The organism is Thermoactinomyces sp. DSM 45891, from assembly GCF_900119485.1.
Taxonomy (GTDB): domain Bacteria; phylum Bacillota; class Bacilli; order Thermoactinomycetales; family Thermoactinomycetaceae; genus Baia.
On sequence record NZ_FPJZ01000004.1, the window covers coordinates 113502 to 129818 of the forward strand.

General features: G+C 42.1%; 12 protein-coding genes, 1 tRNA gene, 1 rRNA gene and 1 other RNA gene. All 15 read left to right on the top strand.

Features of this window, described 5'->3' with window-relative positions:
* Positions 1-6 precede the first annotated feature (6 nt).
* Positions 7-864 carry a metal ABC transporter permease gene (locus tag BT147_RS06185; RefSeq protein ID WP_072332296.1) on the top strand — a complete coding sequence of 286 codons (858 nt, stop codon included), beginning with the start codon at positions 7-9 and terminating at the stop codon, positions 862-864.
* A 48-nt stretch (positions 865-912) separates the two neighbouring features.
* Positions 913-1347 (top strand): Fur family transcriptional regulator, encoded by a 435-nt coding sequence (locus BT147_RS06190; RefSeq protein WP_072332299.1) that lies wholly within the window; start codon positions 913-915, stop codon positions 1345-1347.
* A 107-nt stretch (positions 1348-1454) separates the two neighbouring features.
* On the top strand, positions 1455-2891 hold the full coding sequence (locus tag BT147_RS06195) for a TldD/PmbA family protein (protein WP_072332302.1): 1437 nt from the start codon (positions 1455-1457) through the stop codon (positions 2889-2891).
* A gap of 2 nt (positions 2892-2893) precedes the next feature.
* Positions 2894-4264 carry a TldD/PmbA family protein gene (locus BT147_RS06200; RefSeq protein ID WP_072332305.1) on the top strand — a complete coding sequence of 457 codons (1371 nt, stop codon included), beginning with the start codon at positions 2894-2896 and terminating at the stop codon, positions 4262-4264.
* 64 nt (positions 4265-4328) lie between these two features.
* Positions 4329-4823, top strand: a complete 495-nt coding sequence (tadA, locus tag BT147_RS06205) for a tRNA adenosine(34) deaminase TadA (protein ID WP_072332307.1) — start codon at positions 4329-4331, stop codon at positions 4821-4823.
* Between the two features lie 50 nt (positions 4824-4873).
* Positions 4874-4965: transfer RNA gene (locus BT147_RS06210), tRNA-Ser, on the top strand.
* Between the two features lie 181 nt (positions 4966-5146).
* Positions 5147-6328, top strand: a complete 1182-nt coding sequence (locus BT147_RS06215; protein WP_072332310.1) for a multidrug effflux MFS transporter — start codon at positions 5147-5149, stop codon at positions 6326-6328.
* Between the two features lie 400 nt (positions 6329-6728).
* The gene (locus BT147_RS06220; protein ID WP_072332312.1) at positions 6729-11009 is read left to right on the top strand and encodes a PolC-type DNA polymerase III; all 4281 of its coding nucleotides are present in this window, start codon (positions 6729-6731) and stop codon (positions 11007-11009) included.
* Positions 11010-11080: 71 nt separating this feature from the next.
* Positions 11081-11347, top strand: an RNA gene (gene ffs, locus BT147_RS06225) — signal recognition particle sRNA large type.
* 262 nt (positions 11348-11609) lie between these two features.
* Positions 11610-12737, top strand: a complete 1128-nt coding sequence (locus BT147_RS06230; protein ID WP_072332315.1) for an ATP-binding protein — start codon at positions 11610-11612, stop codon at positions 12735-12737.
* 96 nt (positions 12738-12833) lie between these two features.
* Complete coding sequence (gene dnaX / locus BT147_RS06235; RefSeq protein ID WP_072332318.1) at positions 12834-14579, top strand: DNA polymerase III subunit gamma/tau; 1746 nt, start codon at positions 12834-12836, stop codon at positions 14577-14579.
* A gap of 25 nt (positions 14580-14604) precedes the next feature.
* Positions 14605-14916: a YbaB/EbfC family nucleoid-associated protein gene (locus BT147_RS06240; protein ID WP_072332321.1), complete on the top strand. Its 312-nt coding sequence runs from the start codon at positions 14605-14607 to the stop codon at positions 14914-14916.
* Positions 14917-14939: 23 nt separating this feature from the next.
* Positions 14940-15536, top strand: a complete 597-nt coding sequence (gene recR / locus BT147_RS06245; RefSeq protein WP_072332324.1) for a recombination mediator RecR — start codon at positions 14940-14942, stop codon at positions 15534-15536.
* Between the two features lie 112 nt (positions 15537-15648).
* A complete protein-coding gene (locus BT147_RS06250) occupies positions 15649-15918 on the top strand; it encodes a pro-sigmaK processing inhibitor BofA family protein (RefSeq protein WP_083426424.1) in 270 nt (89 codons plus the stop codon).
* A gap of 166 nt (positions 15919-16084) precedes the next feature.
* A 16S ribosomal RNA gene (locus tag BT147_RS06255) occupies positions 16085-16317 on the top strand; the annotation flags it as partial.

The window sequence follows — 16317 nt, forward strand, 5'->3', positions numbered from 1 at the left end:
AGAAGTTTGATTGAGGATTTTTTTCAGTATGAGTTCTTACAACATGCTCTTTATGCAGGGCTCTTGATCGGATTTATCTCTCCGTTGATTGGCGTATATTTGGTCGTGCGGAGGCTTTCATTAATTGCTGATGCGTTATCTCACGTTACGTTATCCGGAGTTGCGGCAGGCTTATTTCTTCAAAAGAAATTGAATCTGCTCACAGAGATCAATCCCATTTATATAGGGATGGGCTTTTCAGTGATAGGTTCTCTGTTTGTAGAGCGATTGAGGAGGATGTATCGTTCGTATTCGGAGATTGCAATTCCCATTATTATGTCTGGTGGCGTGGGTCTAGGGGTTGTACTGATTAGCGCGGCTGATGGATTTAATGTTGATATTACCGGGTATTTATTCGGAAATATATTGGCAGTACGAACCGATGAATTACAAATGATTTTGATGGTGGCAGCAATCACACTATTGATACTGGTTTTATTTCGGAAAGAATTATTTGCTTTGTCATTTGATGAAGAGAATGCTGTTTTAACAGGTGTAAATCGCTCGACGGTTCATTTTCTTTTTATTGTAGTGGTTGCGCTTGTGATTGCCTCCTCCATTCGAGTTGTGGGGATTTTGTTAGTATCTGCGTTGATTACCCTACCTGTAGCAACTGCTTTACAACATACGAATAGCTTTCGACAAACATTGATTGCTTCTATTTTATATGGTGAATTATCTGTTATTTTAGGACTATTGGTTGCCTACCGCTTTGATTTAGCTTCTGGCGGGGCCATTGTATTAGTTTCTATCATGATGTTGTTATGCGTGTTTTTGATTAAAAAGGTAGTTTACCTGATCTCGCGACTACAAAAAAATAAATAACGTCTATAAAGAGCGATTTCCATAGATTCATGATAGGAGCGGTTGTAGATGGATTTACAAGGAGCACTCGAGATACTGAAGAGGAATGGCTATAAATACACGGGTAAGCGCAAAAGGTTGGTTGAGGTTTTTTATAGAGAGAGTCGTTACCTTAGTGCGAAAGAAGTTTTAGATTATATGCAGGCAGATTATCCAGGACTTAGTTTTGATACGATTTATCGTAATCTAGCGTTATTTGAGGATATTGGCATAGTGGAGGCGACCGAATGGCAAGGGGAGAGGCGTTACCGTTTTTGTTGCGGAGGAGATGAGCATCACCATCACCTGATATGTACGTTTTGTGGAAAGACGCGTACGATCCATGTTTGTCCGATGAACGCCATTTTGGGGAAGCCTGAAGACTTTGATATAACGGGACATAAATTTGAAATCTATGGAACTTGCTCATCGTGCAAAACAGATGTAGCTGTACCCAAAATGTAAGAAAAAGGCTTAGGAATCCATCTAGGTCTTTTTTCAATTTTAGAGGAAAATGCGATTAAGAAATGAATTATTTAGATAAGATTTGAATCCTTGTTCAGGAGGAACCTATGGAGCACATAGCTAAGTTCGCAATTCAAGAGGCTGAGAAGCTAGGAATCGAATATATAGATGTTCGTGTTTCTCAATTTATCAAAGAGGAAATCGAAATCCATAATGGGGAGTTAGAAAAGCTTCTTTATCATGAGGATCAAGGGATTGGGATTCGAGTTTTGATAGACGGAGGATGGGGGTTTGTTAGTACTCCGAAACATTGTGAACAAGAGGTTCGGAAATGTATCGTGCAGGCTATCGAGCTAGCGAGAGCGAGTGGGTCTGTTCGTCAAGAAGAGTTGGTACTAAGTCCGATTGAAAAAGCAGTGGCGGAATATCGTACTTCCTTAAAAAGAGACCCATTCGATGTTCCTTTAGCAGAGAAGATGGAGTTATTAGAGCAAGCGAATGCAGCCTTACGGGTACAGCCTGAGGTGACGGTTGCTAAATCGATGATGTATATGCATCGGGAAGAAAAGCTCTTTTTAAATAGTGTGGGTTCTCATATTTATCAGGAAACAACGGTTGTAGGTGCAGGAATCCAAGCAGTTGCTTCTGATGGGAAAGATGTGCAAGTTAGATCTTATCCAAATACGTTCCAAGGCAACTTTCAGCAAGCAGGTTATGAATATATAGAGGGCTTAGGATTAGTAGGTGAGGCAGAGAGGGTGGCACAGGAGGCGGCGCAACTTTTACAAGCAGATGATTGTCCAGAAGGTGTTCAAACTCTGATTCTTCATGGTTCCCAGCTTGCCCTTCAGATTCATGAATCTTGTGGACACGCTGTTGAGTTAGATCGTGCCCTCGGCGAGGAATCTGGTTTTGTAGGAGAAAGCTTTCTCACATCTGATTGCTTGGATCACTTTCAGTATGGTTCGGACATGGTCTGTTTAACAGCAGATGCTACGACGGAAGGTGGAGTGGGAACCTACTTATATGATGATGAAGGTGTCTCTGCACAGAGGACTCCCCTTGTGGATAATGGGAAATTTGTTGGTTATCTAAGTGGCAGGGATACAGCTCCTCGCATTCATAGAGAAAGTTCAGGGGCGATGAGAGCAGTTGGATGGCAAAACGTGCCGATCGTACGAATGACCAATGTTCACCTAGAACCCGGTGACTTTACAGTCGACGAGATCATTTCCACTACAGAGTCCGGAATTTATATGGAAGGGATAAAAAGCTGGAGTATCGATGATATTCGGTATAACTTCCAGTTCGGTTGTGAAATTGCGTGGGAGATTAAGGGTGGGAAGCGAATTAGAATGCTCAAGAATCCGTTCTATACTTCGAATAGTCCTGAATTTTGGTCTCGTTGTGATGCGATCGCCCATGATGATTGGCAACTATGGGGAGTGCCAAACTGTGGAAAAGGCGAGCCTTATCAAACCATTTTTGTGAGTCACGGTGCATCGACTGCTAGATTCCGTCAGGTACAGATTGGAGTGAGCTAAAGGTGAGAATTCAGGAGCATACGATTGCGAAAGCTTTTTTACAAGCATGCGATTTTGTAATTAATACCGGACAAGGGTTGGCAGATCACATTGCCTGCTTTTTACTAGGAGATCAACATACCTTAACTAGGTACGCTAACAATCAAATTATCCAAAATGTACGCAAGCAAGATCACACGATGATTGTAAAGGTGCTCCTATCGGGACGGATCGGAATGGCATCTTGTAATCAATTAGATGAACAAACCTTGTATCGTACTGTAAAACAAGCGGTGGGGTTAGCTAAATTTGCGCCGATTCACCCAGCGGTAGCTGCGTTTCCTGAGCAGGAAATCATTCCTCAAGTAAATGGCTGTGATGAAGCGACGGAGCAAGTAACGGCCGCTGAAATGGCTAAAATGGTAGAAGTGATTATATCAAGATCAGTCGCCAATCATCTACGAGCTGCGGGAGCCGTTCAGGTTCAGGTGGTAGATCAAGCAGTGGCCAATAGTTCGGGAGTAAGGGTGTACGGAAGGCGGACTAAGGCAGAAGTTCATGCCGTGGTGCTAGGGAAAACAGGATCTGGCTATGCATCTGATACCAAAAAATCCTTTTATGACCTTCAAGTAGAAGAAGTAGGAAGGGTAGCAATCGAGAAGTGCCAATTAAGTGAAGGTGCAATCGAGCTACCTGCTGGTGACTATCCTGTGATATTAGAGCAGAAGGCAACGGCAGAGTTACTTTCCTATCTGGGTGTGCTTGCTTTCAACCCTGTTACGTATCATCAAGGAAATGGCTTCCTATCAAGTCGGATGGGCTACCGTGTATTAAGTGAACAACTCTCTATTAGTGAAGATCCTTTAGGAAAAGAAGGATTGCCAGATGGTTTTGATTGGGATGGGCTACCAAAGCAAAAGGTTTCGTTGATCCAAGATGGAGTCGCAACAGGCATGATTTATGATGATGCAACAGGCAAGAAGTATGGATGTAAATCAACAGGGAATGCAAGGTACCCCTTGAGTCCATCCTATATGGGGATCAGTCCTTCTCATCTTCACATGGAAGCAGGAAAAACTTCTCGTGCTGATATGATTGCACAGATGGAGAGAGGAATCCTCATTACCCGTTTCCATTATATTGGTGTACTGCATCCAAAGGAGATCTTACTTACAGGCATGACACGTGGTGGGACTTTTTATATTGAAAATGGTAAAATTGTTTCACCAGTTAAAAACCTGCGTTTTACGGAGAAGATTTCAAGTGCTTTTAATCAGGTGATTGCAGTAGGGGATGAATCAAAACTGCACAGTTGGCCGGGTTCGATGAGTACGGTGAAGGCACCTGATTTGATGTTGTCGACGTTTCATTTTAATGGTGCTGCGATTCATTAGTAGGGATGTGGGGGAGTCTGCTTCCCCCTTTTAGCATGTTGTATGACATCGAGAGGAAAATGATATGGAAGAGTTTTATATGAAGATGGCGATTGAAGAGGCAAGAAAGGCAGAGAAGATTGGCGAGGTCCCTATTGGGGCGATTGTGGTGTTCCAAGGAGAAGTTGTAGGACGTGGTTATAACCTACGTGAAAAGGATCAAGACCCTACTGCTCATGCGGAGATGATCGCGATTCAGGAGGCGGCGGAGCGACTAGGTAGTTGGCGTCTGATCGATTGTGATTTATACGTTACATTAGAGCCTTGCCCGATGTGTGCAGGAGCGATCATTCAATCGAGGATAAGACGGGTCATTTTCGGAACCCTCGATCCGAAAGCAGGTTGCGCAGGATCATTAATGAATCTGCTTCAGGATACTCGTTTCAATCATCAGACGGAGATTCAATCTGGCGTATTGCAACAAGAATGTAGCGATCTACTCACCCAATTTTTTCGAGGGATTCGTGAAAAGAGAAAAGAAGCAAAGAAAAACCGCGTGTTAGGTCAATCCAATGCTTGACAAGAAAAATAGATACACATAGAATTATATCTTGTAAAGATTTTTACTATGGAGAGGTGTCCGAGAGGCCGAAGGAGGCAGATTCGAAATCTGTTGTACGTCTTCCGGCGTACCGTGGGTTCAAATCCCACCCTCTCTGCCATAAGGAACAACAGGAAGTCGTCTTCTGACGGCTTTTTTCTGTTTAGGGTAACAGGAAGAAAGTTTGAAAGAAAGGAAGTGAATTCATGAGTTATGTAGAAAAAGTGAAACTCATGAAGAGCCCCATTCCGAAGCTACGATGTTTTTCTTTCCAGCCTATTATGATTTAGGAGCGGATTATTTTGAAGAAAAACATCGAAAACAAAACACTCAGCTTATTATTACTGATTGTATTAGTAGGCTTTCCCCAAATTAGTGAAACCATTTTTAGTCCATCATTACCTTCGATCGCAGAAGCGTTTGAGGTTTCTATGAGTGATGCACAGCTAGTAATGAGTGTATACTTTATCGCTTTTGCATTCGGAGTATGTTTCTTTGGACGTTTATCTGATAAAATCGGTCGTCGCAAGGCAATGCTTTATGGGCTACTTGTATATTTTGTTGGTAACATCCTTTGTTTAGTAGCAAATGAAATGGCAGTTTTATTAGTAGCGCGCTTTCTTCAAGCGTTTGGTGCTAGTGTTGGATCTGTCATAACACAAACGATTATACGGGAAAGCTTTTCGGGCATTGAGCGCCATAAACGGTTTGCTCAAGTTTCGGCCGCTCTTGCTTTCACACCTGCCGTTGGCCCGTTAATCGGCGGTTTTACTGATTATTATTTGGGCTTTAAAATCGTATTTGTGGTGTTAGTCGTGATGAGTGTGATTTTATTTTTCTATGTATTTTTACGCTTACCCGAAACAGCGCCTGCTTCAATCGAAATGAAGACTTTACTCCCAATCGTAAAACGTATGATCACAAATGTTCGTCTCTGGCGCTATGGTGTATTAATTGGAGGTATTAACGGTGTATTGTTTAGCTACTATTCCGAAGCACCGTTTATTTTTACGAAATACTTTACACTAACAAGTGCGAAGTATGGTTTTTTAGGCATTATCGTTGCGCTTGCTTCTATTGCAGGTGCGATGTTATCCAAACGACTTGTCACCTACATGAAACCTGAGAAGATTATCGTGCGCGGATTAGCTATGATGCTTACCGGTACAGTGATTGCTTCATCAGTACATTTTTTACCGAGTTCCATCCAAATGTTAGTCATGATTGTGAGTGTGTTTATGATTCTATTTGGTACAGGTACTGCTTTGCCAAACTGTTTAAGCTTAGCTCTCATTGACTTTCAAGACGCCATTGGTTCTGCAAGTGCGATATTTAGCTTAGGTTATTATCTATTGGTTAGCGTTATAATTTATGGAATGAGCATTTTTCATAATGGAACCGTTCTTGCAATGCCGCTATATTTTTTGTCATTAGGGATGGTTATGCTTCTAGTAAGCCTACCTTTACTTTATAAAGATGAATGATTGTGATGGTTGAGCTTCCCAATCGTAAAGTGTAAAAATAAGTCGTCTGCTTAGATGAAAGAGATACTATTCCTCGTTTAGAATAGTATCTCTTTTCTATGTTATACTTCTGCCGGTTGGTCACATTCGGTACAACGATATCCGCCATTATCGGTGCGGATCACTTTTCCGCCACAATGGTCACAGGAATCCCAGAGAATAGGTTGGATCATATAAAATCCCTCCTTATTAGCTGTATTCCTTACTTTATTTATATAATATTTACATTTTTATGACTAGTTATATGTTGTAAATTTTTGTGAAGCTCTTATTTATTATTTGAATTATTAGGTGATGGAAGGACTTCTGGATTCCTTGTAGAAGATGATGGAATTGTGACCATACAAAAGGAGCCATACATATGTCTGATCCAATGAAAAACTTATTTGAGGACGCTAAGTTGCCTTGGAGTTGGTACGAAGTGTATCGAGAAGGCAGGATTGTAAAGGTGGAGGTCGTTCTCGATCAGAATTCGTGGGAAATTCATTTCGAGATGCCTACCTTTCTACCGTTTGATAGAACAAGTGAGATTGAGAAAAGACTTCAGGAATTTTATCAGCCCATTTGTGTTCATACTCACTACACCTATTCTCACATTAATCATTCAATCGCCCTCACCCAGTCGAAAATGTGGATTCAAAAACAAATTGAAGAAAATCATACGAGGTCTGCAAGCAGTTGGCTAGCCCAGGCGGAGTGGAGGTTTGATGGAAAGAAGATCGATATTTTATTTCCACATCCAACAATGAAACAGTTAGCTGAGCGTGTTCGCGTGGATTATCTTATATCTAAATATTACGAACAATTAACAAGAGTTTGTCTACCTGTTATCCTTTTGGCTGATATGCCGGCCGAGGAACATAAACAAGAGTTTGTTCAGAAAAAGATCGAAACAGAGAAGGCGATTGTAGAGCAAACATTGAAAGAACAAGCTGTTTTGATAGAGCAGAGCAAAGCAAGTAGATCTACTGACGAGGGGGCAAAAGTGATCAAAATAGGTACATCTATTCAAGATGCACCCTTACCGATTCGCGAAATTCAAGAGGAGGAGAAGCGAGTTACCATTCAAGGTAAAGTATTCCAGGTTGAATCCAAAGAGCTGAGAACAGGAAAATTTTTATTTACGTTTTTCCTAACTGACTATACGGATTCCCTAACGGTTAAGTATTTTGCCGAAAAAGAAAATATGGGTATGGTTCAGCAGGTTAAGGTAGGGACATGGTTGAAATGCCGGGGATCAGTGAGAGAAGATACGTTTTCCCGTGAGTTGGCTATGATTGCGCATGATTTTGTAGAGGTACAAGTTACGACTAGAAAAGATACATCAGGTGAAAATCGGGTGGAGTTACATGCTCACACCTCACTATCTGCGATGGATGGCTTAACCAGTCCTGCCGATCTCATCAAAACAGCCTCTCAATGGGGATATAAGGCTATTGCGATTACGGATCATGGTGTGGTTCAAGCATTTCCAAAGGCGTATGAAACTGCGAAAGAAAAAGGGATTAAGCTTATCTATGGGATGGAAGCCAATATTGTTTCCGATGGAGTCCCGGTTGTAATAAACCCAAGAGAGACTGAGTTGTCTGAGGAAACATATGTGGTATTTGACGTAGAGACCACGGGGCTTTCCGTTGTGCACGATACAATCATCGAGCTAGCGGCGGTGAAGATTCAAAATGGCTTGGTTGTAGAACGGTTTTCCGAGTTTGCGAATCCACATAGACCTCTGACAGATACGATTAAAAATTTGACTCATATTACGGATGAGATGTTAGTTGATGCCCCTGAAATAGGTGATGTGGTCCAGAGATTCGTAGATTTTATTGGTAGTTCTATATTGGTTGCTCATAATGCTCGATTTGATATGGGATTCCTACAACAAGCAGTAAAGCGGATGAATCAGCCTCGCATTGAAAATCCGGTATTGGACACGTTGGAGTTAGCTCGTTTTTTATATCCTTCTATGAAGAATCATCGATTAAACACGCTATCGAAGTATTTGGGAGTAACATTGGAACAGCATCACCGAGCGATATACGATGCTGATACAACGGGAACGATTCTCTGGAAAATGGTACAGGAATCGATGAAGCGAGGACTGACACGTCTCTTGGATTTAAATCAAAATCTGGAATGCTTTGATGTGAAAAAGAGCCGTCCATATCATGCAGTATTATTGGCTAAAAATGAAATCGGACTATATCATCTCTATAAGCTTGTGACACTATCTCACTTGGAATATTTTTACCGTGTTCCTAGAATTCCACGAAGTAAATTAGAAGAATACCGAGAAGGCTTGTTGATCGGTTCAGGTTGTGAACAAGGTGAGCTATATGAATGTGCACTTAACAAAGCACCAGAGGAAGTAGAAGAAGTAGCAAAATTCTATGACTACTTGGAAGTTCAGCCGATTGAAGTAAATCAGCATTTAGTAGAAAAGGGACTAGTGGAAAGTACAGAGCGATTAAAGGAGGCTAATCGCCTGATCGTTCGGCTGGGTGAGAAGCTTAACAAACCTGTGGTTGCTACTTCAAATGCTCACTATATCCAGCCTGAGGAAGCGGTCCACCGGACGATCTTGCATATGAGTCAACCAGGAAAACCTGTTTCCACGTCTCCAGCATATTTGCGCACAACGGATGAAATGCTACAAGGCTTTTCTTATTTAGGAGACGAAAAGGCGAGAGAGATTGTTTTAACGAATCCGCAAAAGGTTGCAGAGCAAGTAGAATCATTTCAGCCGTTTCCAGACGACTTATTTGCCCCGAAACTTGAAGGAGCAGAAGAAGAGTTACGCGAGTCTTGTTATCTAAAGGCGAAAGAGTGGTATGGGGATCCACTGCCTGAGGTTGTGTCGTCACGTCTCGAAAGAGAGCTTGATTCCATTATCGGGAACGAATTTGCTGTGATTTATATCATCGCCCGGAGACTGGTCATGAAGTCTAATGAGGATGGATATCTAGTGGGGTCTCGTGGATCGGTTGGATCTTCCTTAGTCGCTACACTTAGCTCTATTACAGAGGTAAATCCACTGCAACCACACTATCGATGTCCGAGCTGCCAATACAGTGAGTTTTTTACCGATGGTTCTTATGAGACAGGATACGATTTGCCAGATCAAAGATGTCCAAAATGTGATGCTCTCTTATATAAAGATGGACAGGATATTCCGTTTGAAACATTTCTTGGTTTCGAAGGAGACAAAACCCCTGATATCGACCTCAATTTCTCAGGTGAATATCAACATCGAATTCATGCATTTACTGAGGAATGGCTTGGGAAGTCCAGTGTATTTCGGGCAGGGACTATCGGTACGGTACAAGATAAAATGGCGTATGGATACGCTCGGAAGTATGCTGAACAAAAAGGGCTTACCCTGCGAAATGCCGAAATCCAGCGATTAGCAAGTGGGTGTGTAGGAGTAAAAAAGACAACGGGTCAACATCCAGGTGGATTAATGGTTGTACCGCAAGACAGTGATGTATTGAAGTTTACTCCTGTTCAATATCCCGCCGATGACTCCGAGGCGAATGCACCCACTACTCACTTTGGCTATAAGGCGATTGAAGGCCGATTATTGAAACTGGACTTACTAGCTCATCAAGACCCTACGACTTTGCGGATGTTGCAAGATACATCGGGTATCGATCCTGTTCGATTGCCACTGGATAACAAAGAGGTACTTAGTATTTTTAATCGCACAGAAGCGTTGGGGATCAGTCCAGAAGATATTGGTGGGCTTACCGTGGGGACATTGGGGATTCCAGAGTTTGGAACGGGGTTTGTTAGGCAGATGTTAGAGGATACCCGACCCGCTACCTTTTCAGAGCTGGTACGGATTTCAGGGCTCTCTCATGGAACAGATGTATGGCTAGGTAATGCCCATGAACTAGTAAAAAAAGGGCATAAGCTTTCTGAAACGATTTGTACCCGAGATGAGATTATGAGCTACTTGATGTATAAAGGGTTAGCTCCTAAAGTTGCTTTCGATATTATGGAAAAAGTAAGAAAAGGGAAAGGTCTCTCACCAGAGTTTGAAGCAGAGATGCGTAAGAATAATGTACCTGAGTGGTATATCGATTCCTGTAAAAAGATCAAGTATATGTTTCCACGGGCGCATGCTTGTGCTTATGTAACGATGGCGGTGCGGATTGCTTGGTACAAGGTTCATATGCCCATCCATTATTACGCTGCGTTTTTTTACAGGCTCTTATCCTCCTTTGATTTAGAAAATATTATAAAGGGAGAAGGGCAAGTTCGAAAAACGACTCTCGATATTAAAGAGAAAGAGAAAAATTACTCGGCTTCACCGAAAGAGAGATCTTCTATTACAGCGCTCGAATTGGCGCAAGAGTTCTATGCGAGGGGGTTTAAATTTAAGCCAATTGATCTTTACCAATCTCATGCATCCCGATTTATGATCGATGGGGATTTCCTTATTCCTCCGTTTGCTACCATCCCGGGGCTGGGTGCGAACGTAGCACAAAATATGGCTGAATCCCGAAAAAATGGGGAATTTTTATCCATTGATGACTTCCAAAAGAGAACGAAAGCAAGTGGAACGGTTGTGGATTCATTGAAAGGATATGGCTGTTTGATCGACCTACCAGAAAGCAATCAACTGACGCTTACATTTTAGAATCTGTGTTGCTCGGAATCCTCATCGCCTGCGTTGCCTTGTATATGGATTCTGTGTTATAGTAACTATTACCGTGCTAGGTGGGGAGGTAGCGGTGCCCTGTAACCCGCAATCCGCTGTAGCGGGGCTGAATTCCAATCCGAGGCTTTATTCAGTTTATAGCAGGTCTATCAGTCCTGTGTTGAAGATTGGGTCCTACGCAACGAGCACTTCTGAACCGTGTCAGATCCGGAAGGAAGCAGCACTAAGGGAGATCGTTCGTGTGCCGTAGGGTTGCCTGATCGGAGCAAGAGTGATAGGTGCCGTATAGGTTGTTTGAGTCAGAGATTGGTGCACGGCTACATACGAGAGGTAAGTCAACTTCATGATGGAGTTGACTTATTTTAGTTTTAAGGAGGAAGAGAGGAATCCTGACTAACTGACACGGACTCAATTTTAACAAAATATATTTTACCAAAAGAAGGAAGTTAGAAGTTAGAAGCGAATTAGTGAAGTAAATACTTAAAAATGGTAGGGATGCGATAGGGATTCCTTCCATTCCAACCCGGAGGATCTGAGATGCCATGGTCTTGAGGCGAGTTATAGTGTGGTGGAAAAGGTATGGTTAATACGGATCGACAAACGTTAGTTAGTACGAATAGTCCGAGGGCATACCAGTTACGGACTCTATTGCCAAACTACAACATGGAGCGTCCTGAACAGATTTTGTTATCAAAGATGGGAATTGGATATCTCTATTTAGATGAATATCTGATTTTTCGTGAAATGAACCGTTATGCAGAGCGTTTTCTGGGAGTTACAGCCAAAACGCTTCTTGACAGACAATGGTTTGTTATTTGTAATTTACGACCGATGGATCGAAACAACCTCAGAGCATTGTATGATTTCTTTGAGGATTTGCAAGTGGAAAAACAAATGGAAATCAAATGGACGGTTAAGGGGTGTGATCGATATCTATTATTTAAATCGGTTCCCCTTGAATGTGAAAGCAAGAATGATTTTTATGTAACCATCGAAGATATAACGGTACCCAAGATGCTAGAAGAGAACATCAAGCATATGGATCGGCTATCGCATTTGGGTTTAATTGCATCAAATACGGCTCACGATTTAAAAAATGCGTTTACTTGCTTTAAGGGATTCCTCCAGATGGAAAGGGAAAATGAAAGCGGTAGCAAACCAGAACAATGGCATCAGTACCTAGAGTTTATACAAAATTCACTAGAAAAATTTTCGAGCTTTGCCAAAGTGGAGCAACAAAACAGTTTAGAAATCATTCATCCCCAGAAGTCCCTTCAAGATACCGTCCGATTTTTACAAGGTCATGCTTCGAATAAAGGAATTCATCTTTATTTTGAAGATCGGAATCGAGAAATCCCCCCTGTCGTTGCAAATGAACTTGAACTTCGACATGTGATTATGAACCTCTGTATCAATGCGATGGAAGCGTCTAAGGAGGGGGGAGGGGTAGTAGTCGAACTGGATTACGATCCCGAAAAAGGGAATGTTTCGATTCATGTAAAGGATGAAGGGTGCGGAATTCCTAAAGTAAACCTTTCTAGAATTTTTGATCTTTATTACACGACTAAGAAAAATGGTACAGGAGTCGGACTATATAATTGTAAAAAGCTAATTGACAGCTTTCACGGTACCATCTCCGTAGAATCAAGCGCTACGGGTACTATTTTTACGGTTGCCCTTCCAGCGAAGAAAGCCCACTTTTTTTAGTGGGTTTTCTTTTTGGTGTTTGCCGCTTGATATAGTATCATAAAAGAAGCAGATAAGAATGAAGTAGAATTTGAATCGATATGGAGTGTTTTTTCTATGTCCTATCGCGCCTTATACAGAGTATGGAGATCCCAACGTTTTGAAGATCTGGTAGGACAGGAGTATGTGACTCGAACGCTTCAAAATGCAATTGTGGAGCAACAGCTATCACATGCTTATTTATTTAGTGGTCCTAGAGGGACGGGAAAAACGAGTGCGGCGAAAATTTTTGCCAAGGCCGTAAATTGTGAAAATGGTCCTGCGGCAGAGCCATGTAATCAGTGTGAAATTTGTCGTCAAATTACAGATGGTTCTTCGATGGATGTGTTTGAGATGGATGCCGCATCGAATCGAGGGGTAGATGAGATACGAGATCTACGGGATAAGGTAAAATACGCACCCACCGAAGCGAGATATAAAGTGTATATCATAGATGAAGTACACATGTTGACGACAGAAGCATTTAATGCCCTATTGAAAACATTGGAGGAACCACCGCCTCACGTTATTTTTATCCTAGCGACAACAGAGCCGCATAAACTGCTTCCCACCATTATCTCACGTTGCCAGCGATTTTCTTTTCGGCGGATATCCTTTGAAGTGATTGTGAAACGTTTACAGCTGATTTGTGAAACGAACCAGATTCGATATGAAGATCAAGCTTTATTCACCTTAGCTCGTACGGCCGATGGCGGAATGCGGGATGCCTTGAGTCTATTAGATCAAACGATTGCATTTGGAGGGGAAGTTCTTACTGAAGAAGTGGTTAGGTCGGTTCTGGGAATTGTGAGTAAAGAGACTATGTATCAGTTAATTCAAGGAATACATGAACGGAATCCTAGTCTCATACTCCAATTGTTGGATCAGCTTTCAGCAGAAGGAAATGAGCCTGATCGTATTCTTTACGATCTCGTTTATACTTGCCGTGATTTGCTGCTTATCCAAACAGCACCTAAAGTAGCAAAGTTGCAAGGAGCAGAGCAAAATGGACCTACCGCAGAATTAGCAATGAAAGTAACAACTGCACAACTCCAGGTAATCCTTGACTCCCTACTTCAGGATCAACCCCACTTGAAGCATGTCAGTAACCCGAGGATCTTTTTGGAAATGTCTCTGCTCAGAGCTATGAATGAGTGCGTCAGTTCTGATCGAGATTTCAGGCCTCCCTCACAGGAAATCCAATTGCTACATCAAAAAATAGAACAATTGGAGAAAATAGTGGAGAGGCTGGCTCAACCTTCGCATGATCAATCACAAGTAGTGGTGAATCGGGAATCCTTGCCAGCTGAAGTAGCGCCAAGACCATCCCTTTCGAAACCTACTATTCAAAAAGGTAAAAAGCTGTCCCCGCAGCTACTTGCAAAAATATCACCGAAAGCGTTGCAAAGGATTCAACAATCATGGAGCGATATCTTGAATAAAGTACGAAACGAACGGGTGACTGTGCATGCTTGGCTAGTCAATGGAGAGCCTGTTGCTGCGACAGATCAAATGGTTATTTTGGCTTTTAAAACCGAGATTCATTGCGAAACCACTGAACGACAACCGAATCGGGGCATTATCGAGCAAGTAATTTCGCAAACCCTGCAACATACCTATCAAATTCAAACGGTTATGTGGAGTGACTGGGAGTTAGTTCAGTCGGACGAGCAGCAAAAAAGCTCTTCTGAAATGGTAGAGGATCGTGTAGTATCTAAGAGACAGGAATCCCCTAATCAAATGGGTTCAGCTAGGGATTCAGCCATTTTGGATCAAGCAATCACTATATTCGGGAAAGATCTAGTTCAGATTAAAAAGGACTAGTTTTATACAAGAAAGGATGATTTGAATGCGTAACATGAATCAAATGATGAAGCAAGTTAAGAAAATGCAACAAGAGATGGCAAAAGCCCAAGAAGAATTAGAAAGCAAAGAGGTAGTAGGGACAGCCGGAGGCGGCGTGGTGAAGGTGACGATGAACGGTCACAAACAACTTCGCGGAATTGAAATTGCTCCTGAAGTAATTGATCCAGATGATGCAGAAATGCTTCAAGATTTAATCACGGCAGCGTTCAATGAAGCACTCAAACAAGTGGAAGAGCTAGTAAATAAAGATATGGGTAAGTTTACAGGTGGAATGAATATCCCTGGGTTGTTTTAGAAACAGGATAGAGGTGTCTCCCAGTGTATGTACCTGAACCGATCTCGAAACTGATTGAGAGTTTTGTTCGTTTGCCAGGGATTGGTCCGAAGTCGGCTCAACGTTTGGCGATGTTTGTCCTTCGGATGGAAGAAGAAGATGTAATGGATTTTGCTAAGGCATTGGTGCGTGCTAAACGGGATTTACGTACTTGCTCTGTTTGTGGAAACATCACCGATCAAGATCCCTGTTATATTTGCAACGATTCCAAGCGAGATCGTAGCACGATCTGTGTGGTTCAAGATGCAAGGGATTTGATGGCAATGGAGCGAACGAGGGAGTTTGATGGTTTATACCACGTGTTACACGGTGCAATCTCTCCGATTGAAGGCATTGGTCCAGAACAGTTAAAGATACCGGATCTCCTTAGAAGGCTAGGAGATGAAACGGTTAAGGAATTGATTCTTGCAACCAATCCCAATATCGAAGGGGAGGCAACGGCTATGTATCTCTCGAAATTAGTTCGTTCTTTTGGGTTAAAAGTAACTCGGATTGCTCATGGATTACCGGTAGGTGGAGATTTAGAGTACGCAGATGAAGTTACACTAACAAAAGCATTAGAAGGCAGAAGAGAACTATAGTTATATTATAGAGGAGAGCAGCTGATTATGTCGGCTGCTCTTCTTTTTGCATACGTTGGAGGTTGTGAACATAGAATGAGAACAAAACAAAAATGGACAAGGGTGACAAGCTGTGGAACTTATTAAATGGTGGATGATAGCTGGAGTTCTAGGAGTTGTTTTGTTTATGGTTGTCAGCAGATCAGTCGTAAAGCCGTTACGATGGATGTGGCGAGGTGTTATGTATTCGGTGATTGGTGGTGTTGTGCTACTTGTAGTAAACTGGATTGGTACATTTTTTGGATTCGCAATAGCAATTAATCCAATTACAGTGTCGATTACAGGTGTTTTAGGGCTTCCGGGTTTAGCGTACTTAATAGCAGTACAGTTTTTTTTGATCTAAACCTATATTTTTTGAAATAGTTGTTGACTCCCTTTTTGGGACATGATATATTATTACATGTCGCCGCGATACGGTGGTACAAACAAAAAAGCAAGTGTTCCTTGAAAACTAAAGAGTGAATGAACCAAGACCTGTTTAATTACTTTAAATTGAGCTTAGCTCAAACTCTTTGGAGAGTTTGATCCTGGCTCAGGACGAACGCTGGCGGCGTGCCTAATACATGCAAGTCGAGCGAGGAGCTTTTAGCTCCTAGCGGCGAACGGGTGAGTAACACGTGGGCAACCTGCCCGTAAGACTGGGATAACTTCGGGAAACCGGAGCTAATACTGGATAATCTTGATCTTCGCATGAAGAACGAGTAAAAGATTTATCACTTACGGATGGGCCCGCGGTGCATTA

Bases quoted from the DNA above. Each gene is read 5' to 3' on its own strand.
- BT147_RS06240 (WP_072332321.1), top strand. From the start codon at position 14,605: ATGCGTAACATGAATCAAATGATGAAGCAAGTTAAGAAAATGCAACAA.
- tadA (WP_072332307.1), top strand. From the start codon at position 4,329: ATGGAAGAGTTTTATATGAAGATGGCGATTGAAGAGGCAAGAAAGGCA.
- BT147_RS06190 (WP_072332299.1), top strand. From the start codon at position 913: ATGGATTTACAAGGAGCACTCGAGATACTGAAGAGGAATGGCTATAAA.
- BT147_RS06220 (WP_072332312.1), top strand. From the start codon at position 6,729: ATGTCTGATCCAATGAAAAACTTATTTGAGGACGCTAAGTTGCCTTGG.
- dnaX (WP_072332318.1), top strand. From the start codon at position 12,834: ATGTCCTATCGCGCCTTATACAGAGTATGGAGATCCCAACGTTTTGAA.
- BT147_RS06230 (WP_072332315.1), top strand. From the start codon at position 11,610: ATGGTTAATACGGATCGACAAACGTTAGTTAGTACGAATAGTCCGAGG.
- BT147_RS06195 (WP_072332302.1), top strand. From the start codon at position 1,455: ATGGAGCACATAGCTAAGTTCGCAATTCAAGAGGCTGAGAAGCTAGGA.